Origin of the sequence: Paenibacillus sp. HWE-109 (genome assembly GCF_022163125.1) — a bacterium.
Lineage (GTDB): Bacteria > Bacillota > Bacilli > Paenibacillales > NBRC-103111 > Paenibacillus_E.
On the sequence record NZ_CP091881.1, the window covers coordinates 8,815,257 to 8,837,500 of the forward strand.

Genomic DNA, 22,244 nt, shown 5'->3' on the forward strand with positions numbered 1-22,244 from the left:
CTAGCATCCCTGCTTTTTGCCTAAATAGCGCACTATAGTTCCCTTAATTGCGCTTTGGGACCTCGACCTTGATGAAGGGGGACAATGCACGGAGAATAAGGTAGGCGAACAGAGATAACGGAAGATTTTCCATGTAGTTTAATATTGAAAGAAAGAGGCTGCCCTTAAGTCATTACATTGACTTTGGGGACAGCCTCTTTTTGGATGAAACGGAATTACATTCATTATCTCGAGGAACGATGATCAGCTAGTTGTACACAATCGGCTGCTTTGACCATCTCGAGGAACGGCGATCCGCGAAGACAACGGCTTGCGCTTCCCGCCTCCGTATTAAGATTTCATAAATTTGGAATTCTTATATTGACGTGATATATATCGAAATGATATATTAACTTTCGTAATATAAATCTGAGGAGGAACTTGGAGGCTTTACAACATGAACAGTCAGGATGTCATTCTAGGTATGCTTATGAAACGCTCGTTATCAGGCTACGAAATCAAACAACTATTTGAAAGCTTATTCTCCTATTTCTATAACTCGAGCTACGGTACGATTTATCCGATGCTTCACCGTTTGGAGAAGGATGAGCTGATAACGAAGGAAAACGTGCTCCAAGAAGGGAAACCGAATAAAAATGTGTACACCATCACGGACAAAGGGAAAATCCAATTTACAGACTATTTATTAAGTCCTGTGGAGTCCGATAGTGTGAAATCTGATTTTTTGATGAGACTTTATTTTGGTCAACATGTTGGCTATGACAAAGTGCTGTCCTGGCTGACGAAGGAGCAAGTACATGCTCAGAAGCAATTTGATGATTTAAGTGAAAAATATGCGCTTTACAGTGATCAAATGCATCCTGCCCAAATTATTTGCATCCAAATCGGGATCAAGGAATATCAGGCGAAGCTGGAAGTGATTCGCGAGGGTATAGCTAGCATTCAACAATGCCAACTAGAGGAGAGGGATTAGATTGAACGGTTCGAGTTCAAACAAGAAACTGATTATTTTAGCCATGGCGCTAGGATTATTGATGTCATCGCTGGATAACACGATTGTGGCTTCCTGCATCAGTAAATTAAGTGAGGATTTCAACGTTTTTGATAAAATTAGCTGGGTATTCACCGCCTACATGCTAGCGGCGACGAGCACGATGTTAATATTCGGGAAAATGTCTGATTTATTCGGCAGAAAAATGTTCTATATGATCGGGATTGGCCTGTTTCTAATCGGTTCCGCCTTGTGTGGTGTCGCTCAAAGTGTCGATCAGTTGATCTGGTTTCGGGTCATTCAGGGCATAGGCTCAGGCGCCTTATTCCCGATTAGTTTCACGATTATTTATACAATTTTTAGCGATCCTAAGGATGCCGCCAAAATGTCGGGGGTTTTCGGGGCGATCTTCGGACTTTCTTCTGTAGCCGGTCCTCAATTGGGCAGTTTTATTGCCGAACATCTAGGTTGGAGATGGAATTTCTATATCAATGTACCGATCGGGTTGGCTTCCATGATCGTTCTGATGATTGCGCTCAAAGAGACGCGCTCAGAACGTAAACCCAAAATCGATTATCTGGGAACAATCTTCCTTGTCATCACAACCGTTTCCTTGATGCTGGCTCTGGAGTGGGGCGGCAAGGATTATGCGTGGAGCTCCTGGCAGGAAATCGGCTTATTCGCTGTATCGGTCATCTTTGGAACTCTGTTTATTATGGTCGAACTGCGTGCTTCCGAGCCCGTACTCCCGCTGAGCATCTTCAAAAATAAAATGGTTCTCGGAACCAGCATCATCGTCTTCTGCCAAGGTGTGCTGATGTTCTCAGCCATCACGTATCTCCCAATCTTTACGGTGGCTGTGTTAGGCCACACGAATTCGAATGGCGTACTTACGCCAATGATGGCTTCTTTAATAGCTGGAGCGATCCTCTTCGGCTTCCTGCAATCCAAATTTGCATTCCGCACGCTGATGCTTGTCAGTATGTCGATGACGATTATCGTCGCGTGGCTGTTGACCATTGTGAGCAGCGATGCTTCCAGTGGCTATATGATCCTCCTTATGATTTTGCTTGGTTTGGGAGCGATCGGACCGCTGATGAGTGTCGCGCAAAGTTCGATTGCAGCGAATGTAGATCCCAAATATATGGGCGTCAGCTCCTCGATCGTCGGCTTCTGGCGCAGCATTGGCGGTATCATGGGCGCTTCGATTATGGCGACGATTGTGAACAATAATCTCCATCAATTGATCACTGATGGCGCGGCTAAAGCGGGTATTCCTGCGGATAAAATTAGTACGCTGGCGAACCCGGAGCTGCTCATGCGGGCAGGCGGTACAATCTCGCCAGAAATTCGCGAGTTTCTACAGACTGCTCTGGCAACAGCCATCAATCACGGTTTTATTCTCAGCATCTGCATTGGCATCGTGGGCTTCATTACCGCGTTGTTCGTGGGATCGAGCCGACTTGAGGCGAGCAAGAAACAGCAGACCAGCGCTGTACATGTGTAAGAAAGATGGCGTTCACCCTTCCGGGTGGGCGCTTTTTTAAAATAGGAACGTACGCGGAACTATCTCAGCTGCCTCGCGCGGAGATAAGGGAACCACAGTACGCTATTCTGGCCAAAAGTGACATTATCGCGAGTCAGAGGGAACTACAGTGCGCTATTTTGCTGTCTAATGGGGGAATTCAGCACTTTTCGTAGAAATAAGACCCTGTAGTTCCGCTTAATACCATAGCATCCCTGTATATGCCTATATAGCGTCCTCTAGTTCCCTTAACAGGTTTTGTCGCTACTAAGAGGCTGATCTCTCAGGGAGTAAGATTGGCAATCGCAGATCGCTATCGTAGTTGGAGGCTTGTTGGCCGGATGTTCGACCCAAAGTGATGGAGGGGCCGCGAACACCGCAGCACCGCAGCAAACCGACAATGCCGTAAAAAAAGAAGAAAAAGTAAAACTGACGCTCTGGAGGAACTCAGGGAATGATACAGTGCTTCGATTTCTATGCGCCTCAGACATTTGAGGATGGACAGGGAAGTCGCACTTGAGCCTATCAATCTCCCCAGGTCTGCGATATAGGAGCACGAGGGGCACATAAACGTAAAGAACCTAGGCCGCTGGCCCAGGTTCTTTGGCGTTATAGCTCGTGGAACGACGATGCGCTATTTGCTCCAAATCGGCGGTTGATGGCAAGTCCGCGGATCGTAGAGACGCTATTTCGCCCATAGCTGCCAGTTCCGGGGGATATCAAAAGGTTTGCCATTACCACCTTTAGTCTGTAGAATGTTTAGTAAATATTGTTTATTTATATGGCGAAAGTGTGTGATAACATGGTAACGATTAAAGATATCGCGAATCAAGCGCAAGTTTCAAGTGCCACCGTTTCACGCGTTCTAAATAACGACATGACTTTGCAAGTTGCTGATGAGACAAGGCAGCGTATCATTGAAGTTGCCAAGCAGTTGGATTATAAAAAAGTGAAATCACGTGCAAACAAGCACAGCGAGCCAGAAACCGAGAAAAAACAAGGGATTGGGTTAGTGATCTGGGGTTCGGAGCAGTTGGAATCTTCCGATCCCTATTTCATGTTTATTCGTCAAGGCATCGGCAGAGAATGCGCCAAGCAAGGTATTACCGTTAACAAGGTGCTGTTCATGGATGATTGGGATATGATTATTGCGGATCAGGAGTTGGATGGCTTAATTGTCATCGGCAAAGTGCATATTGATTTGCTCAAACAACTGACTCCCATTCAGCACATAGTTTCAATTGATTATGTGTTGGACGACGATTATGATTCTGTGATGTTCGATTTGCAAAAGGCGACGAGACATGCCATGGATCATCTGTTCCAGCTCGGTCACCAAAAGATCGGCTACATTGGCGGGATTAGCTATATTCGCACGTTGGAAGGCAAAGTCCATAACATTGATGTCCGGCAAAAAGAATATGAAGCGATCATGCGGGAAAAAGGCTGGTTCGAACCCGCCTACTTGTTTGTGAACGACTGGCGCACCGAACAGGGCTATCTATTGATGAAGCAAGCGCTGGAATTGGACGATCCGCCGACGGCTTTCTTGATCGGCAGCGATCCCATGGCGATAGCGGCGCTGAAAGCCTTGCATGAGGAGGAAATTAAAGTGCCTGATGAGGTCGCGATTGTTAGCTTCGATGATATTCCGCTTGCCTCGTTTGTATCTCCGGCCCTTACTACGGTGAGGGTGCTGACAGAAGATATGGGGATTACGGCTGTGAAGCTGCTGGTTGACCGTTTTAACGGTCGTGATGTTCCATTGCATGTTACAATTCCTACTAAACTGATCATTCGTGAAAGCTGTGGCACCAAAACATAGGAATGATAGGTAAACATCCATCAAATCTTCATTGATTTGGTGGATGTTTTTTTTAGGTCAATCCTTATCTGCTTCCAATTCTGCGGTGAGAGATTGTATCTCCCAACTCACTAATGAACTGGATAGGCGTTATCAAGCAGTTAAAAGGCGGAATTGTCTCAACGCAGCCCACAAATATTTGATTTACTAAAATGAAATAAAATTTGTTGAGTAAATCTCATTTTAATGCTAAATTTAAGTAAACTTTTAGTAAATTTATAATGGTGAGGGAGAAGAACCGCAATGAAACCAACAGTTTTGAACGAAATCCAATTAACCGTAGGCACGTATCATTTTCAATTAGTAGGCTGCAATGATCAATTTCGCGGCTCGCTAACTTCGACGACGGTTCAAGAAGGTGTAGAACTCATTCACATTAAGTTGGAAGGTGACAGCCTGCAGCAGCCGCCAGCAATCGAATTGGTCTGGTTTCATCCAGGCATAGATATTCAGGGAAGTTGGTACCCTAGCGCCTATCGTTCCAAGAGACTGCGTGTGGACTGGGAAGATGGAGTTGTTTCCAAATCAACCTATTCGGCGCCTGTCTTTAGTTTGTTCAATGTGCTGGGCAGCAACCGTCTCACCTTTGCTTTCTCGGATGCGCTTAATTCTGTCGCCTTATCGGCTGGCGTCAATGAGGAGACTGCGACTTTCCGCTGTGGAGTCAAATTATTTGTTGAACCAATCGCGCCTCTATCTGTGTATGAAGCGACTTTGCGATTGGATTCCAGGGAAGTGCCATATTATGAAAGCTTGAACGATGTTCAGAAGTGGTGGGCAACGCTCCCAGGTTACACGCCAGCTGTTGTGCCTGAGTCAGCTAAATTACCGATGTACTCCACTTGGTATAGCTTTCATCAGCAGTTTACATCAGAGGGGATCGAGCAAGAGTGCAGGTTAGCGAAACAAATAGGTTGTGAAGCCGTCATTGTAGACGATGGCTGGCAAACGTCTGATCATACTCGCGGCTATGCATTTTGCGGAGACTGGGAAGTGTGCGCAGAGAAGATTCCGGATATGAGATCCCATGTTGCCAGCGTTCATAGAATGGGGTTGAAGTATTTGTTGTGGTACTCGGTGCCATTTGTGGGCTTCAAGAGCCGAAATTGGGAGCGCTTTAAAACGAAAATGCTAAAGACGGTCGATAGCTTGCAAACGGGTGTGCTCGACCCGCGATATCCTGATGTCCGGGACTTCATTATTGACCTGTATGAAACAGCGCTGACGGAATGGGATTTGGATGGCTTTAAACTTGATTTTATCGATAGTTTTGTGGGGACGGAAGAGACGATTTACAAGATCGATAGCGAGATGGATTATATCTCGATTCCTGAAGCTGTTGACTGCTTAATGAGCAATATCATCGACAGATTGAGGTTCATTAAGCCTGAGGTCATGATCGAGTTCCGCCAGAATTACATCGGTCCGTTAATGAGGAAATATGGAAACATGTTTAGGGCTATGGATTGTCCGAATGATGCGATCGAAAATAGAGTCAGGACACTGGATATTCGGTTAATCAGCGGAAATACGGCTGTGCATTCCGATATGGTGATGTGGCATCCGCACGAAATGGTTGAAAGTTCAGCGCTGCAAATCGTGAACACTTTATTTTCTGTTCCGCAACTATCCGTTAAGCTGGATGGTCTTCCTGAGGAGCATCTGCAAATGGTACGGTTTTGGCTGACTTTTTGGAGAGAGCATCGCGATGTGTTGGTAGACGGACGGATAATGCCGCAGCATCCAGACTTTCTCTTTCCTCTGGTCATCGCCGATACAGCTGCCAAAAGAGTCGTTTGCGCTTATGGAGATGTTACTGTTCGACCCGGCGGCAATCCTCCTGAACTGGTTCTGTTCGTGAACGGAACACTGAATTCGCGGCTGAATGTGGAGCTTGAAGAGGATTGGGGCAGCAGATGGTTGGAGGTTCGAGATTGCAAAGGGCAATTGGTGAAAAAGGAACTTGTGGAATTGAATGCTGGCATTCATCGTTTGGAAATTCCTCCTTGCGGTGTGGCAGCTGTATATGAATAGCACCAAAAATGCTTGGAGAGTATGTGATGATGATCGCCACGATTAAAGATATCGCCAAAATGGCGAGGGTTTCCTCAGCAACGGTTTCAAGGGTGCTCAACAGCGATACCACCTTTCATGTACCCGAAGAAACGAGGATTCGCATTATGGAGACCGCCGTTAAGTTGAATTATCGCAGAAGTGAGCGGAAACAGAAACTGGTATCACCGGATATGCAGGACTTGAAGTTTGGCTTATTGATCTGGTGTTCTGAGCAGATGGAATACTCGGATCCCTTTTACTTGTCAATTCGGCAGGGGATTGAGAAGGAGTGCGTCAAATATGGGATTAGCATAAGCAGAGTATTCCGATTCATAGATGAAACTAGTACGGATATCGATGCAAGTCAGTTGGATGGATTATTCGTAATTGGCAAAGTTCATCTGGATATCATCCATAAAACGACGCAAACGCCTAATATCGTTTCGATTGATTATGTATTAAGTGAAGAGTATGACTCCGTGATGTTTGATTTGCCCAAGGCGACAAAGCAGGCTTTGACGCATTTGCTTCAACTTGGGCATCAAAAGATCGGTTATATTGGCGGTATCAGCTACATCCGAACCCTAGAAGGAAAAATATTTAATACAGATGCTAGGCAAAAAGAGTTTGAAGTTATCTTGAAAGAGCACAATGTATTCAACCCAAGCTATGTGTTTGCCGGAGATTGGCGCCCGGAAGTAGGCTATCAATTAATGAAACAAGCTCTGGAGGCAGAAGATGTGCCTACCGCTTTTGTAATTGGCAGTGACCCCATGGCGATAGCTGCGCTTAAAGCAGTGAGCGAATCCGCTTATCAAGTGCCCAACGATATAGCCATTGTCAGTATTGATGATATAGAACTTGCCTCCTTCGTGACTCCGCCTTTAACAAGTGTCAAAGTGTTTATGGAGGAAATGGGAGAAACAGCCGTGAAGCTAATGGTTGACCGTCTGAAAGGACGTGAACGGGCGTTGCATGTAACCATTCCAACGAAGCTTAGAATAAGAACAAGCTGTGGCGCGAACGCACAGTAAAACAATAAACGACTCTGTCGTGAGAAAGCGAGTAGGTTCGCTTTCTCACTTAACAGGATGAAGTTTTAGTAAATATTTTCTCTAAAACAGATATTTTTCGCTATAATTTTAGTAAAATCTATTGTGTTTTTAAGTAAATATCAGTAAAATAAAAGTGTGGAAAGATATTTGCTGTCCATACCCAGATCAACTTGCTTACAGCGTAATTGGATTGCTGAGATGAAGGAGGAAATCTTAAGAGAGGGTTTTGAAAGCGCACTCATTTTATTTAACTTACAGGAAAGCAGGGGTAAAAGTTGAAGAAAAAAATGCGAGTAGTATTATCAACGGCATTATCGATGAGTGTAGTTGTTGGTTGTTCCGCCCAGAAAGCTGAGAACAAGGCAACAGAAACAGCGGCGGCTACCAGCGAAACAAAAGTAGAAACGTCCAAAGCCGCAACGAATGAGTTTGGTTGGGAAGTACCAAGCAAAACAATTGAGTTTAGTTACTATTACGCAGATTCGATCAGCCCGGACAAGACCAAGAAGAATAGCGATCTAATGCATAAATACTTATTGGAGAAGTTCAACGTTAACTTGAATAAAATTACATTTGACGCGAAGAAAGAGGATAAGCTGAATCTGATGCTGGCCTCCAACGATTACCCTGAGGTGATCGCCAATATGGATGAGGCGACAGTAGCGAAGTGGGTCGCGCAGGGAAAAGTGCTGGAGCTTGGTCCCTATATCGACAAGTTTGCACCCAACGTCAAGTCACAGCTAGGCGATCTTTATAAAACTTACTTAACGAACGGTAAAATGTATGCCCTTCCAGGTTATTGGGGATCATTGCCGATCCCGGATTTTTCAGCTCATATTCGCTATGACTACTGGAAAGAACTTGGGACTCCTAAGTTTGATACGCCGGATCAATACTATGATGTCCTGAAGAAAATCCAGGAGAAGCATCCTAAGAATGACAAGGGTGAGAAGACGTACGCCCTTTCAGGTTTTGCGCCGGTTACAGAGAAGATCGTTCCGACCTTGGCGGGCATGTGGGGATTGAAAGACGGAAATAAGATCTCATCTGACGGAAAGATTACGCATTGGATTAACACGCCAGAGGGGCTTGAGCTTACGCTTTTCATGAACAAGGTTTATCGCGATGGCTTGCTGGATCCCGATACGTTTATCAACAAGTACGAGAACATGAAAGCCAAAATGTCAACGGATCGCGTTATGGGCTTCATCGGCGCTTGGTGGATCGGTTGGAACGCAGGCCACGAAGTTTGGCAGAAGAATGATCCGAATTGGAACGAAGAGAAACGGTTTATGCAAGTGAGTGCCAAAGCTGCCAGTGCGGATAAAGCTAATTTGTCAGGGAAGAATTCGCGAAGTACAGGTATGACTGTCATCACGAATAAGGCCAAAAATCCAGAAGAAATTATGAAATGGCTAAATTTCTCGGTCAGCGATATCGGTACAAGATTAATCGGCTGGGGAGTTCCGAATACCGACAAATCAACATGGACTTTCAAAGACGGGAAGGCGAGTTTCGTTGAATCGCAGAAACAAGCGATCATTGATTCCAAATTTGATTACGATGCTGGTGATCTGCTTGGTATGGATTTGTATAATCTGGTCACAAGCCAGGGTGTTACGAAGGATGATGGCAAAAGCACCTATTGGTTTGACCAAAACTTCAATGATAATGCCAAATGGAAAAAGATGATGAACGAGAATTTGAAGGATACGATTTATGACAATACCGTTGGGGACATCAAAATTCCGGCCAACGATCCGCTTGCCATTACAGATAAGCAAGTGAAAGATTTGCTGGAGTCGCAGTGGGCCAAGGCAGTGCTGAGCAAGACGGAGGAAGAGAGTCGAACCAACTTCGCTGCCCTGAAAGAAAAACTGAATGCGGCGGGTCTGGATAAGATTGAGAAATATAAAACCGATGAATACCAAAGAAGATTGAAAGAGTGGAAATAACAATGACGAAAGGAAGGGTCAACCCTTCCTTTCCTTTGTCCGCATTGTCCCAGTAAATCCAAACAATCGGATACGGAGGTCCTTATGGAGAGCAGTATGAATGAATTAAATAACCTTAGAACAAGCTCGATGCTGAAGAAGACGAAGTTTCAAGCGTTTAGGAAAAGATTCTATAGAGAGCGTCAAATCTGGATGCTTTGCATCCCGATTCTCCTCTTTATTGCGGTGATGCAGTACTTGCCTATGCTAGGCGTGATTACGGCTTTTATGAATTACATTCCTGGAACCTCTGTTTTTAAAAGTGAGTGGGTAGGCCTCCTGCATTTCAAAACATTCTTTGCCTCACCGGATTTCCCGATGATTATGCGCAATACGCTGGCCATCGGTGGGTTGAATATTTTATTTGGATTCCCAGCGCCGATCATATTGGCCTTACTGCTCAATGAAGTTCGCAGCAAGCCTTTTCGTAAATTTATTCAATCTACGTCCTACTTGCCTTATTTTCTTTCCTGGGTAGTCATTGCCAGCATTACGTTTACCTTGTTTGGCAACGAAGGGGTTTTCAACGAATTTTTGCTGCGTTTCGGCTTCAGCGACCAACCGATTTCCTTCCTGGGGGAAGGCGGCAAATATTACTGGGGGATTATCACAGGACTTGGCGTGTGGAAAAATGTTGGATGGAACTCGATCATTTATCTGTCGGCCATTACAAGTGTTGACCCTGAGCAGTATGATGCGGGGAAAGTGGATGGCCTCGGCAGATTTAAAAGCATCTGGCACATTACACTGCCTGCCATTCGTCCTACGATAGTCGTGCTGTGGATTCTGAGCTTGGGTAGTATTTTTACAGCAGGCCTAGAAGCTCCACTTTTGATCGGAAACTCGCAGACCAGGGACTATTCGGAAGTCCTGGATACATACGTCTTCACGTATGGACTTCAACTCGGAAACTATTCGTTTGCAACCGCTATTGAACTAGTAAAATCAATCATCGCGGTCAGCTTAGTATTCGGGGCCAATCGCTTTACGAAAAAAGTGATGGATACGTCTATCTACTAGGAGGAGCACACGATGGTTACTGTATTCTCGAAACAATCGCTTGGGGGCAAAGTTTTTGATGTGATAAATATAATCGTTTTGCTCCTGTTTGGCTTGCTTGTTGTTTATCCTTTTTTAAACCTGCTTGCGCTGTCTTTCAATGATGGCACGGATGCCTTGAAAGGTGGTATTTACTTATGGCCGCGCCAATTGTCGTTCAGCGCTTACGAATTCCTGTTTCAGGATAAAAGACTGCTTTCCAGTTTATCGATTTCGATCATGCGGGTCTTTATTGGTACGCTAACTTGTGTGTTATCAACGGGCCTCTTGGCTTATATAGTTACGATCAAACATTTCTCGGGAAGAAAGATGATGAAAGTCATCTTTATCATAACGATCTATTTTAGCGGTGGATTAATTCCGACTTATCTGGTTTTTCTTGGATTGGGACTAACGGATTCCTTCAATGTTTACTGGATTCCTGCTATGTTTAACGCGACTTGGATGCTTTATATGGCTTCTTATATGGAAGGTATTCCTGACTCCATGTTCGAGTCGGCCAGAATCGACGGGGCAAGCGAACTTGGCATATTCGTACGGATTGCCGTGCCGGTTTCGATTCCTGTGTGCGCCTCAATTGCTATTTTTAGTTCGGTGAGCCACTGGAACTATTGGCTGGATACGGTGATCTACAATTCAAGCGGGAACTGGGACACGCTTCCCATTTATTTGAAAAGACTGCTTTTGGAAGTAGAAGCGTTCGAAGAGTTAAGAAATCCGTTAGCCCTCAGTGAAAAACTACGAGGATTATCGCCCACTACACTGCGTGCTGCCTTAACGATGATTGTTACGCTGCCGATCTTTTTCGTTTATCCGATTATGCAAAGATATTTTGTCGGCGGGCTTACGCTAGGCGCAGTCAAGGGATAAAGACCCCTATACTAGGAGGAAACAGACATGTCCAAAATTACTTTCTTAGGTGCGGGAAGCACCATATTCGCCAAAAACGTGTTAGGAGACTGCATGCTGACGCCAGCGCTTCAAGGCTTCGAACTTGCGCTGTTTGATATTGATGCGGAACGGTTGAAAGACTCGGAAAACATGCTTATTCATTTAAAGCAGACTTTGGGAAGCACATGTAGAGTCAAGTCGTACTCAGATCGCAAGGAAGCCTTGCGTGGGGCTGCTTATGTGGTTAATGCGATTCAAGTAGGGGGCTATGATCCGTGTACGATAACCGATTTTGAAATTCCCAAAAAGTACGGCTTGCGTCAAACGATTGCGGATACCGTCGGCATTGGCGGGATTTTTCGCAATTTGCGTACCATTCCGGTCATGCTGGATTTCGCCAAAGATATTCAGGAAGTATGTCCGGATGCCCTGTTTTTGAATTATACGAATCCGATGGCTGTATTGACGAATGTGATGAACACTTATGGCGGTGTGGAAACGGTTGGTTTGTGCCATAGTGTCCAGGTCTGCGTACCTCATATTTTCGAACATCTGGGGATGGACCATCAAGGTGTGCAGTGGAAAATTGCAGGCATTAATCATATGGCATGGCTGCTGGAAGTTACCAAAGACGGTATCGATTTATATCCGGAAATCAAAGAACGTGCACGTGAGAAGCAGAAAGAAAAGCATGATGACATGGTTCGTTTTGAAATGATGCTTAGGTTCGGTTATTACATTACGGAATCTTCCGAGCACAATGCGGAGTACCATCCATATTTCATCAAACGGCAGTATCCGGAGCTTGTTGATCGATTTCATATTCCGCTTGATGAATACCCCCGCCGCTGCGTCAACCAGATAAATCGCTGGAAAACGATGCGCGAAGAACTTGTTAGTAACACGAGTTTGACGCATAAGAGAACGCTTGAATACGCCTCATACATCTTTGAAGCGATGGAAACGAACAATCCATTCAAAATCGGCGGGAATGTGATGAATACTGGTTTGATTACTAACCTGCCCAAAGAAGCTTGCGTGGAAGTTCCATGTTTGGTTGATTCAAGCGGCGTGAATCCGACCTATGTGGGGGATTTGCCTCCGCAATGCGCAGCACTCAACAGAACGAATATTAATACGCAACTCTTAACCATAGAGGCGGCGATGACCGGGAAGAAAGAGCATATCTATCACGCGGCATTACTAGATCCACACACGGCTGCAGAACTGTCGATCGACGATACGGTGGCGCTGTGCGACGAGCTTATCGAAGCACATGGAAATTGGCTTCCAGCTTATAAATAAGGCGATAGGAAGATTTCCTTCAGGGACGGTGGAGTATTCAGTGGCTGAGAAAGAAATTATGATTGATTCTTCTAATGAGCAGCTCAAAAGTGCTTTTCATTGGGCAAAGTCCAAAGCCAAATCCTATGTAAGAACGGGTATGGAGGGTCTGATTAACCAAGATGAAACAGGTCGCCATTTACCGGAAATCAAGTCGTATATACCCTCCTATTGGGCGGGATATGCGCATCGCTCTGCTTTCTATTCGCGGGATATGGCTCACCAAATGTCGGGCGCTCATTTGTTGGGCCTTGTCCTGGAGAACTTCTCCATGCTCAAGGCCTTTGCTGGAACAGCTAGTGAACTGCACCAATGGTACCCGGCTTGGGCGCTTAATTTTGATGGCTCTTTGTTTCAATTAGACTACCGCAACGCCAATGAATTTGTAAGAGAAGTTCCCGCTGTGTTCGAGTTAGTGGAGAAAGCCTACAACTTATACCTATGGACGGGTGACGAGAATTATTTGAATGATACAACGCTGTGGACTTACTACACCAAATCAGTAACTGATTTTATACGTCTTCATGATAATCAACTGATAAACGAAGTCGCGGAAGGAACCGGAAGAGGCATTTTCGATGGCGCAGCATCCTACGATGAACACTGCGGCGAAGCTATTGTGGAAGCGGGGGACGGCATCGCGTCCCAGTATCAAGCGCTGCTGGCTTATGCCCAGTTATCCAAAGCCAAAGGCGATATCGCGAATTACGAGGCATTCAATGATAAAGCGAGCGCTTTGAAAACATACTTCAACACAGATTGGGGAGTTAGGGGTATTGAGTCAGGCTATGTGAGAGGCTATGAGGCTAGCGGCCAAGCCTACAGCAGCTTCGGCAAAGAAGCTAGCTGGTTCATGCCGATGAAGAAACTGACAGAAGCCGGCGAACGGACCGATCAATTCCTTATCCTGATCGACAGCATGTGCGAGATGCCCGGACAAGCGCCGGCAAATATCGAGGCATTCACGTATTTGCCGGATACATTTTTCCCTTATGGCCAAAATGAGTTGGGCTGGAAGTGGATGAAGTTTATCATCGACAGGCTGGACGAACCGCATGAGATCAGCAGCCAAGGAACAAACGGCGATTATCCGGAAGTGTCCTATACGTTAATCAGTCAAACAATTGAAGGATTGATGGGGGTGACCCCGAATGCACCGCATAACGGGCTGTCCTCCTTATCCAGATTGCCGCAAGAGATCCAATGGCTGGCAGTGAATCATCTAGCTTTGGGAGACTGCGATATCTACCTGAGACATGACGGTGCGACCAAGAGTACGCTAAGGAATAATTCCGCTGCGAGTGCGGTTAGTTGGGAAGCTCAGTTTGTAGGCGTTTGCCGAATTATTCTAGTGAACGGGTTAGCCATGAAGGCAGAAATCAAAACCGTTAACGGTGTAATGATCAGTTGTGTTACAGTCCAGGTGGCGGTAGGGGAGAGTGTGACAGCGGTACCTTTGAAAGAGCAGGGAGGGACTGGGCATGAGTTCGATATATGAGATGAGATTGCACAAACTGCGTGGTTATTTGGAGAAAGAACGAATTGAGATTGCTTTGATCACGAATCCGACGAATATTTATTACTACACAGGATTCCATTCGAATCCACATGAGCGATTTATGGGGCTGATCGTTGATCTGGGCAGGGCTAGGGAAAGTATGATCCTTCCTGCTCTGGATTTGGAAGCTGCGCAGCAGCATGCTTTTGTTCGCGAACTGATTCCCTGCTCGGATAGCGAGAATCCTTACAACCTGTTGAGAGAGCAAGTGGGTAGAACACGAATAGGTGCGTTGGGTTTGGAAAAGAAAGCGGTCAATCTTCACCAGGTGGAGCAATTGCAGGGATTGTTTGCCGGGTTGCAAGTTATGGATATCGAGCCATTTATCATAAAAGAACGGTTGGTGAAATCTGAACAAGATCTTGTCAGCATCCGTCGGGCGGTAGATATTGCCGAGAAAGTACTCGAGAGCACCGTACAAAATGTCAGAGTTGGCATGATGGAACAAGAACTTGCCGCTGAATTGGCATACAAGATGAGGATGTTCGGCGGCGATAAGCCCGCGTTCGAATCGATTATCTTAACCGGAAAAAGGTCAGCCATGCCGCATGGCAAACCAGGTGCCTGCGCAATCCAGGAGAACGATTTTGTGCTCTTCGATTTTGGCGTATATATGGAAGGCTTCTGCTCGGATATCACGCGTACGTTTCTAATGGGAGAAGGAACCAAGGAGCAATCCACGATTTATGAAACGGTTCTAACGGCGAATTTGGCAGCTATTCAGGCGGTCAAGGTTGGCTTCCCATACGGAACTATCGATCAAGCAGGAAGAAGTGTCATTGCAGCTATGGGTTACGGCGCTTATTTCAATAATCGCATCGGTCATGGTCTAGGAATGGATTTGCATGAAGCGCCTTCCATACATGGTGAGAGCGAGATGCTCATTGAGCCCGGTCATGTATTCACGATTGAACCGGGGATTTACTTGTCTTCGCTTGGCGGGGTGCGTATCGAGGATGACGTGTATGTGCATCCCGATGGCCATGTCGAAGTGTTGACACGCTATCCAAAGCAATTGCGCAGATTATAAGATGGCAGAAAGAGGTTGTTCCCTGAGTCAATGAATGACTAAGGAAACAACCTCTTTCTTATACCGTGTGTACCGAATTGCCTTTGACCAATGTCACATAGATTCGTTCGTGGTCGATCTTTTTATCATCAATCAGCTTTAAAAGCTGTTCAGAAGCCAAAGCTCCCCATTTTCGCTTCGAATAATCAATTGTTGCAAGGCGGGGTTCTGTATACTGTGTCAATTCGATATTATCGAACCCGATAATATGAATGTGTGTGCCTATCTTGTACTCGGATTCCTTCACGGCATTATATAAGCCAATAGCCATCTCATCGTTCAAACAGAAGACTGCAACAGGTTCCGTATATTCCTGAATGATCTGCTTGGCGGCTTCTTCACCGGCAGATTTGTTGAAATCGCCTTGAATCTGCGTATAGGCAAGAGGTTGATGGCGATCCACGACTTGACGGACAGCCAGAAGGCGCTGCATCGAATCAAATGAGGCTTCAGGCCCTGCTATGACATAGATCTTGCGATGTCCTTTTTCAATCAGGTACTCCATGGCTAATGCGGCGCCTGCCTTATTATCGAGCAGAACTTGATTCACATTCGCATGGTGTAGCTCCCGGTCGAGCACAACCAGCTTATGCCCGCGCTCCGCATATTGAAGCAGCTCTTCGCTGGAGAAAGAGGCGTCAAGCACGATAGCGCCGTCGATATTCCGTTCCGGCAGCAGACGATGGGATTGCACGCCGCTGCATACGATTAAGTCATAGCCTTGTTTATTCAGCACTTCTTTGATTCCCTGCAGCAGTTCTCCATAGAATGCTCCAGTAAAATCCGTAAGAAATACCCCGATAATCTTAGTTTCCTGTTTCTTCAGTGATCTGGCCGCTGCATTCGGGACGTAATTTAATTCCTTGGCCACGGCTAGTATTCTTGAGCTCGTTTCCTTCGTCACTTTGGGGTTCCCGTTTATCGCGTAGGATACCGTGGAGATCGAGACCCCCGCTTTTTTCGCGATATCTTTAATACTAACCACAATAACCGCCCCTATCGTTCATGCCATCGTTGCCTTTACTATATCAATATATCGCAGTTTTCGAAAGATCGCCCGTTCCACTAGATGTAAATGGCAATAACATTATTTGCGTCGCTTAACATATTCGCTAACTGCTCGTGGCGAACTCTAGTACCACCATGGCGATAACGGTTGGGCAGGACTTCGGTTTCTGCTGTATGACCATTAATCACGATACGGCATTCCGCTGATCCGCTGATATGATATTCGAAACTTACACGGCGGTTCATCCAGGCAAAATCGAATCGAAGACCGTCCATGTCCGTCGGAAGCACAGGATCAATGATCAGATCGCCTCCCTCTTGGCGAATACCGAGGCAGTTGGAGATAAGTTGATTCATGTAGATTCCCGGTCCGCTAGAGTAGATTCTCCAGCCGCCTTTAACCGGAACTTTTCCTTCGATCAGCTCCTGGAAGCGTTCTTGGGCATCATAACGGGTATTGAATTTGCCGTCTGAGCTGCTAAAGTAGGCATTGCTTTGGCGCAATTCGGCGTTCGGCACCACTTCTCTTAGTCCGATCGGGTTAATCATAGCCAGGCCCAGCCAGGCTTCGTCGACCTTGCCGAGCTTCGCCATCGCCTCTACGAAGCGGATATGTGCGTGTACATACTGCAGCCCGACTTCACGGCCAAAGTTCGACGCTTGCTCCGCACGTTTGAAGTGCGTGCTTACCCCTCCGGCATATCGTGCTGGGCGGTTCATCAAGCGTACGCCATCAGGGCAGTACAGTTCCTGCTTGATAAGCCTATAATGAGATTCTGCCTGCTCTTCAGTCAGCAATTCGGCGATCATGCTGCGCGTCATCGGCAGCAATCGATACTGAATGCCCGTCTTCGTATCGGTCGGATGCAGCATAAGCTCGGCTTCCCCCGGTTTCTCCATATACACGAAGCCGGGAATGACATCCTTTTGCAGCATATAGTGATTGAAATCGGCTTGAATGCCAACTGCCAGCTCGGCGAGCTCCGCAGAGAACACTTGGTGTTCATCCGTTAAAGCGGCGGATAATTGATTCAGCACTTGATAGGTCAATGCGACCGTCCAACTGCTGATCATATACTGCTTGAGCTGCGCATTGGCTGGCTGAAGCGTATCGTCCCAGTCCCCGTCGCCATAAGCGGACAAATGCGTACCATGAAGGAAGTGATTCTTCATATAAGTCAACTGCTTCTGAACATGCTCAAGCAGGGTAGGGCATTGATCGGTGAAGGCGAAATCCTTCCGCTGCGTATAGGGAATTCGTTCTTGAAGAATGCCGTAATCGTGCGTAGCCGAGATATAATCGGCGACAACTTTAAGCGGCCATACAATGATATCGCCATGACTTTCTTCTTGCTGGATGCGATAGTATTGATCGAACATAAACCACTGCGGCCAGTTTCCGTCATCCTCATATTGATGGGCATACACAGTTTTGATAATTTCGCGCACTTGCTCGTATTTCTGTGTTGCCATGAAGTATTCCGTAGGTCCCTGACAGACGTCTCGCGTGCCCCAAGCGGCTCCGCCGTACTGCTCCAGCCCGTGCGGCACGGAATAATGGACGAGCATATTATGGGTGTACCACCAAGCAAGGGCATTCACCTTATTGAGTGCTTCCGTCGCTTCACCATTGTGCGATAATTGGAAACCATTCATTACATTGCCAAAATAGTCACGGTATCGTTCAATTTCTACAGCCGTATTGGGCTTCACAAATGGCAGCTCTTCGCCATGAATAAGGCCTTGAACCGTCAAGCTCCATTCCGGGCAGGCGCTTAGTTCAAGCACAACGAGCGAAGAGGAACTTGGATCGACCTTATCGGCTAAGGCTGTCTCGTTAGCCACGGTCACATCCGCTCCGGTGAGCTTCATACGGTAACACAGGTCTGGCAGGGTGCTGCTGTTGTCTGAGCCTTCTCCAGCACGGAACACCAGAACCTCGCCCTCACGTTCCATGTGGGAAGGAACACCGTACTCATTATTGTTCATGGTTACCTGATTCGTAACGAGATAGCGGTAGGGAGCTCCACTTGCAGATTGTACGGTTAGATGAACCTCCGGCGTGTCCAATGTTGTGAGGTTCGTGACAATAATCGTATCGTCAGCCGTTTTGTAGGTCCACCGCACATAATTGAAGCCAATCTCGTACATTGAAGGCATCGTGAGCATGCGGAATTTATTATGCAGCTCAATATAGATCCTCTGGCCTGATGTCTTGAGCACATTCAGCGCATTGCGGGCATTCGTCAGTATTTTGTTGGCGGAGGTGTTTCCCACCACAAGCTGCGAGTTGAATATCCCGTACATATATGAGGTGGTAGTAAGCACATGCTCGTTCATCCTGGCATTATCCCCAGTCATGAGGATATGTCCATGCGGACGCTCTACAAGCAGCTCCTTCTCTTTTAACACGACATGCTCGTGCCCCTCTGTGAAGAAAGACAGTAGAATACCATTCTCCCATTCCTCTTGATGACGGCTAGGGAAAGAGCGCTCGATCTCCTCTAATGTCAAAGATTCAACTAGAAGCGGCTCACCAATTCGAGGATGTAGGTTGACCGAGATAAGTTCTTCATCCCACTTTTTATCCAAAGCTTCAGCATGTGCCCATGCTTCCTCTATGTCATGATGGTATGCCAGGCTAACAACCGCATCTGGATGGTGAGGCTTGAACAGACCGTAAAAAACAAATCGCGCCATGCCATCGACAATCACACGCTTTGATTGCAGAGCCGTATAGGCAAATTCATATTGATAGATCTCGCTGGGCAGCTTGACCTGCGTCAATGCTTCTGGCTTGTTCGTTGCCTTATAGGATAAGCCGAAAAATTGGAAACCATCTGTTGCATATTCCGCAGCATGGGTTAAAGCACCCTGCTGCAAATAAGGGAATTGTCCCTGTTGCGGCATATTTTGCCTAGAACAGACTACCCAGCCTTTGATAGGGTCTTGAAAGACCGAATGGTCGATGTATTGGGACAGATACGCTTCATTCGATCTGACAGCGCCTTGATCCGCAATGCCGACATCTTGCCCGTAAACAAGATCGATATCAGCTCCATGACCATGGACTCGTACGTCCCAGAACCAGACTAGTTGAGGCGTGAGTGTAAATATGACCTCATACTCAAGGTCCTCGGCATGGCCCGTCCAAGAAATCTGGCTGTCGGTTCGACGGATGCGGCTGGAAGACCGGATGCCAAGCAGCGGGACAAAGGAGATTGCTGAATCCCGGTGGATACGCAAAAAGATGTTGTTCATCGAACCGTCAATGGGGTTGGATATCAACTGATTGATCATGGTCTGATTGTAAGTGATTTGTCTAATATCCCCGCTGTTCATAAAAGTGAACGCTAGCTCCCCGGTTCGGATGCAGATGTCTGTGTCATTAGGTCTAATCATGTTTTCCACTCGCTTTCTTAAATGGCCATTGAGTTGGTATATACGTTATCGAAACGTTTCGATTGATGTAAAATTATTATAGACAGCAATAGTTTAGGCGTCAATAAACAAATTTATATAGGGGGGGTTCCGTGTTTGGTGCTTGTATTCGTTGAAATCTGCAATGAAGATCTAGTTTTAAGTATATATGAGTAAGAATCGAAACGTTTCTATAGATATCAGCTACCCTAATTTACAAGCAAGACATAAAAAAGAGGCTGTTCGCAAGGTTTTCAACCTTTTGACACAGCCTGCTTTCTTTTTGCATTCGTTGTATGCTCACGGAGTTAAGCCTATAATAGAAATAACGAAAATAGAACCTTAACAAAGTGAAGGAACGGTGGGTGTTCATGGACGGCAAAACGGTACTGCGCAAACTGGGCAGCTCAGATTTAGAACTATCGCCCCTAGGTCTTGGTTGCTGGCAATTCAGCAATGGACAGGGGATGGTCGGCAAATTCTGGCCGGTTCTGGGAAAAGAGGATGTACTTCGCATCGTCCAAACTAGTCTCAAAGGCGGCATTAATTGGTTCGATACCGCCGAAGTTTATGGCAGGGGGCAATCCGAGCAAATGCTTGCTGAAGCGCTGCGTAAATCAGGCGTTTTGGCGAATGGTGCTCATATTGCGACAAAGTGGTGGCCAGTGCTTCGTACGGCAAACAGCATTACAGCAACGATTCATGAGCGCCTGAAGCTGCTTGAGAACCGGACGATTCACCTTCACCAGGTTCATCAGCCGTATTCCTTCTCGTCGGTGCGCAGCCAGATGAATGCGATGGCGGAGCTTGTGAAGCAAGGCCATATCAAGAACGTTGGCGTCAGCAACTTTTCCGCCGACAAAATGCGTGAAGCCGATCGTGTGCTCCGCGAGCATGGACTTCGTCTTATTTCCAATCAAGTGAAATACAGCCTGCTGGACCGCCGTATCGAACAGAACGGAATCATGGACGCTGCCAAGGAATTAGGCATTGCGATCATTGCCTACTCCCCTCTGGAGCAAGGGATTCTTAGCGGCAAGTTCCATAAGAACCCGGCTTTGGTGAAAGCCATCACGGGTCCGCGCAAATGGACGGCTGCCTTCCGCGAGTCCGGACTGCGCAAGTCGCAGCCGCTGATCGCTCAGCTTGAGGAACTTTCGCATAAGTACGACGCTTCGCCGACGCAGATTGCGCTGAATTGGATGATTCATGCGCACGGACCTACGGTTTTCGCCATTCCGGGCGCATCCAAAGTGCATCATGCCGAGGAAAATGTGAAGGCTATGCAATTCACCCTAACGGAGGATGAGCTTCAACAAGTTGATGCTGTCTCCAAGCAAATTTTGCGAAAATAATGCGTTGCTGGAAGCCTCCATGGCCGAGTAGGCGATAGGGGCTTCTTTTGTATTAAACATTTTCCTTATCAAGTAGATAGACTTTCACATTTTTCTTTACGCCAAATTCCTGTGCTTCCCCCAGATCATTCATGAAGACATCAATTCTCGGGCCCCGAATGGCTGAGCCGATATCCTCGGCTTTGCGTATGCCTATTCCTTCAATGAACACGGTAGATCCAAGGGGGATAACGGCTGGATCGACAGCTATCGTCCGCCCTTCTTTGGCTTTTTTGCCGCTGTAAGTAATGCCATATTGAGGATGGGAAGCTTTTTTGCCAGTAGATTCGAAGCCAGCGGTGTAGGCTGTAAGCGTGGTATTGATTACTTTTTTAATAATTTTGGGCTGTTCCGCTGCCAGGCCAGAGCTACCTTCTACTATTGGAATGGATAGATTTTGTCCTATCGTAAGGTGGTTGGGATCCCCAATCTGATTAGCAGCGATTAAATCTGAAACATCAATGTTGAAATTGCGGGCAATTCGGTAAAGAGTATCTCCACTGTTTACTTGATATTGCTGAGGCGACGGTGTCGGTGCGGGATCAAAAACTTGCGAGATTTCTGCGGAAGGTTCAGCCGAGCTAGGATTTGAAGCAAAACTGTAGGTAGGCGGCATACCCAGATCCTCGTCACCGATGGGATACGAATAAGCTGAGTTGGCTTGCATAAAACTGAACAATATAGGAAGCGTCAAAATCATAAAGCATATTTTACGAAACATGATAGCTCCTCCTCTTAGATAAATTAATAGAGTTATAGCTACTAGACTTGGCTATTTTTAATAGATATATACGTGGAATAGCAAAATAGTTGAAATATGAATATGGATAAGAAGCCAGAATAAAAAAGTTGTCGAATGGAAGAATAAACCATTGCAAAGTAGATGCGAACCGTGCTATATTACAAATCCGGCCGCAAGATGGCTGGCGAAAGTAACTCGAAAAAAAGTAGTTGCATTAAAAAACTCAGCATGGTATATTACTTCTCGCTGCTCCGGTAACACGGCAGTGAGCGAAA

The 22,244-nt window shown here is 46.3% G+C and carries 15 protein-coding genes; 12 read left to right on the plus strand and 3 right to left on the minus strand.

The window, feature by feature from the left end; genetic code table 11:
* Positions 1-436: 436 nt before the first annotated feature.
* From LOZ80_RS37785 to LOZ80_RS37835, 11 genes are all read left to right on the plus strand, one after another.
* Complete coding sequence (locus LOZ80_RS37785) at positions 437-973, plus strand: PadR family transcriptional regulator (protein ID WP_238169297.1); 537 nt, start codon at positions 437-439, stop codon at positions 971-973.
* Position 974: 1 nt separating this feature from the next.
* Positions 975-2,498: a DHA2 family efflux MFS transporter permease subunit gene (locus LOZ80_RS37790; protein ID WP_238169298.1), complete on the plus strand. Its 1,524-nt coding sequence runs from the start codon at positions 975-977 to the stop codon at positions 2,496-2,498.
* A gap of 820 nt (positions 2,499-3,318) precedes the next feature.
* Complete coding sequence (locus LOZ80_RS37795; protein ID WP_238169299.1) at positions 3,319-4,341, plus strand: LacI family DNA-binding transcriptional regulator; 1,023 nt, start codon at positions 3,319-3,321, stop codon at positions 4,339-4,341.
* 282 nt (positions 4,342-4,623) lie between these two features.
* Positions 4,624-6,414, plus strand: coding sequence for a glycoside hydrolase family 36 protein (locus LOZ80_RS37800; protein ID WP_238169300.1), 1,791 nt, complete (start codon positions 4,624-4,626; stop codon positions 6,412-6,414).
* 26 nt (positions 6,415-6,440) lie between these two features.
* Entirely contained in the window at positions 6,441-7,469 is a 1,029-nt protein-coding gene (locus tag LOZ80_RS37805; protein WP_238169301.1) for a LacI family DNA-binding transcriptional regulator, read from the plus strand.
* 296 nt (positions 7,470-7,765) lie between these two features.
* Positions 7,766-9,445 (plus strand): type 2 periplasmic-binding domain-containing protein, encoded by a 1,680-nt coding sequence (locus LOZ80_RS37810; protein WP_238169302.1) that lies wholly within the window; start codon positions 7,766-7,768, stop codon positions 9,443-9,445.
* Positions 9,446-9,529: 84 nt separating this feature from the next.
* Positions 9,530-10,504 (plus strand): ABC transporter permease, encoded by a 975-nt coding sequence (locus LOZ80_RS37815; RefSeq protein ID WP_238169303.1) that lies wholly within the window; start codon positions 9,530-9,532, stop codon positions 10,502-10,504.
* 12 nt (positions 10,505-10,516) lie between these two features.
* Positions 10,517-11,413: a carbohydrate ABC transporter permease gene (locus tag LOZ80_RS37820; RefSeq protein ID WP_238169304.1), complete on the plus strand. Its 897-nt coding sequence runs from the start codon at positions 10,517-10,519 to the stop codon at positions 11,411-11,413.
* A 27-nt stretch (positions 11,414-11,440) separates the two neighbouring features.
* Positions 11,441-12,739 carry an alpha-glucosidase/alpha-galactosidase gene (locus LOZ80_RS37825; RefSeq protein WP_238169305.1) on the plus strand — a complete coding sequence of 433 codons (1,299 nt, stop codon included), beginning with the start codon at positions 11,441-11,443 and terminating at the stop codon, positions 12,737-12,739.
* 40 nt (positions 12,740-12,779) lie between these two features.
* Positions 12,780-14,276: a hypothetical protein gene (locus tag LOZ80_RS37830; RefSeq protein ID WP_238169306.1), complete on the plus strand. Its 1,497-nt coding sequence runs from the start codon at positions 12,780-12,782 to the stop codon at positions 14,274-14,276.
* Complete coding sequence (locus LOZ80_RS37835) at positions 14,260-15,366, plus strand: M24 family metallopeptidase (protein ID WP_238169307.1); 1,107 nt, start codon at positions 14,260-14,262, stop codon at positions 15,364-15,366. Before LOZ80_RS37830 ends, LOZ80_RS37835 begins: the two co-directional genes overlap by 17 nt.
* Positions 15,367-15,424: 58 nt before the next feature.
* Here the strand turns inward: LOZ80_RS37835 and LOZ80_RS37840 are convergent, their stop codons facing one another.
* Positions 15,425-16,390 carry a LacI family DNA-binding transcriptional regulator gene (locus LOZ80_RS37840; RefSeq protein ID WP_238169308.1) on the minus strand — a complete coding sequence of 322 codons (966 nt, stop codon included), beginning with the start codon at positions 16,388-16,390 and terminating at the stop codon, positions 15,425-15,427.
* A gap of 80 nt (positions 16,391-16,470) precedes the next feature.
* Positions 16,471-19,815 carry a GH36-type glycosyl hydrolase domain-containing protein gene (locus LOZ80_RS37845; protein ID WP_238169309.1) on the minus strand — a complete coding sequence of 1,115 codons (3,345 nt, stop codon included), beginning with the start codon at positions 19,813-19,815 and terminating at the stop codon, positions 16,471-16,473.
* Between the two features lie 389 nt (positions 19,816-20,204).
* Between LOZ80_RS37845 and LOZ80_RS37850 the strand changes: the two genes are divergently transcribed.
* Positions 20,205-21,188 (plus strand): aldo/keto reductase, encoded by a 984-nt coding sequence (locus LOZ80_RS37850; RefSeq protein WP_238169310.1) that lies wholly within the window; start codon positions 20,205-20,207, stop codon positions 21,186-21,188.
* Between the two features lie 52 nt (positions 21,189-21,240).
* Here LOZ80_RS37850 and LOZ80_RS37855 read toward each other — a convergent pair whose 3' ends face one another.
* A complete protein-coding gene (locus LOZ80_RS37855; protein ID WP_238169311.1) occupies positions 21,241-21,948 on the minus strand; it encodes a 3D domain-containing protein in 708 nt (235 codons plus the stop codon).
* Between the last annotated feature and the right edge of the window lie 296 nt (positions 21,949-22,244).

Bases quoted from the DNA above. Each gene is read 5' to 3' on its own strand.
- LOZ80_RS37795 (WP_238169299.1), top strand. From the start codon at position 3,319: ATGGTAACGATTAAAGATATCGCGAATCAAGCGCAAGTTTCAAGTGCC.
- LOZ80_RS37785 (WP_238169297.1), top strand. From the start codon at position 437: ATGAACAGTCAGGATGTCATTCTAGGTATGCTTATGAAACGCTCGTTA.
- LOZ80_RS37815 (WP_238169303.1), top strand. From the start codon at position 9,530: ATGGAGAGCAGTATGAATGAATTAAATAACCTTAGAACAAGCTCGATG.
- LOZ80_RS37825 (WP_238169305.1), top strand. From the start codon at position 11,441: ATGTCCAAAATTACTTTCTTAGGTGCGGGAAGCACCATATTCGCCAAA.
- LOZ80_RS37855 (WP_238169311.1), bottom strand. From the start codon at position 21,948: ATGTTTCGTAAAATATGCTTTATGATTTTGACGCTTCCTATATTGTTC.
- LOZ80_RS37835 (WP_238169307.1), top strand. From the start codon at position 14,260: ATGAGTTCGATATATGAGATGAGATTGCACAAACTGCGTGGTTATTTG.
- LOZ80_RS37820 (WP_238169304.1), top strand. From the start codon at position 10,517: ATGGTTACTGTATTCTCGAAACAATCGCTTGGGGGCAAAGTTTTTGAT.
- LOZ80_RS37800 (WP_238169300.1), top strand. From the start codon at position 4,624: ATGAAACCAACAGTTTTGAACGAAATCCAATTAACCGTAGGCACGTAT.
- LOZ80_RS37850 (WP_238169310.1), top strand. From the start codon at position 20,205: ATGGACGGCAAAACGGTACTGCGCAAACTGGGCAGCTCAGATTTAGAA.
- LOZ80_RS37845 (WP_238169309.1), bottom strand. From the start codon at position 19,815: ATGATTAGACCTAATGACACAGACATCTGCATCCGAACCGGGGAGCTA.
- LOZ80_RS37805 (WP_238169301.1), top strand. From the start codon at position 6,441: ATGATGATCGCCACGATTAAAGATATCGCCAAAATGGCGAGGGTTTCC.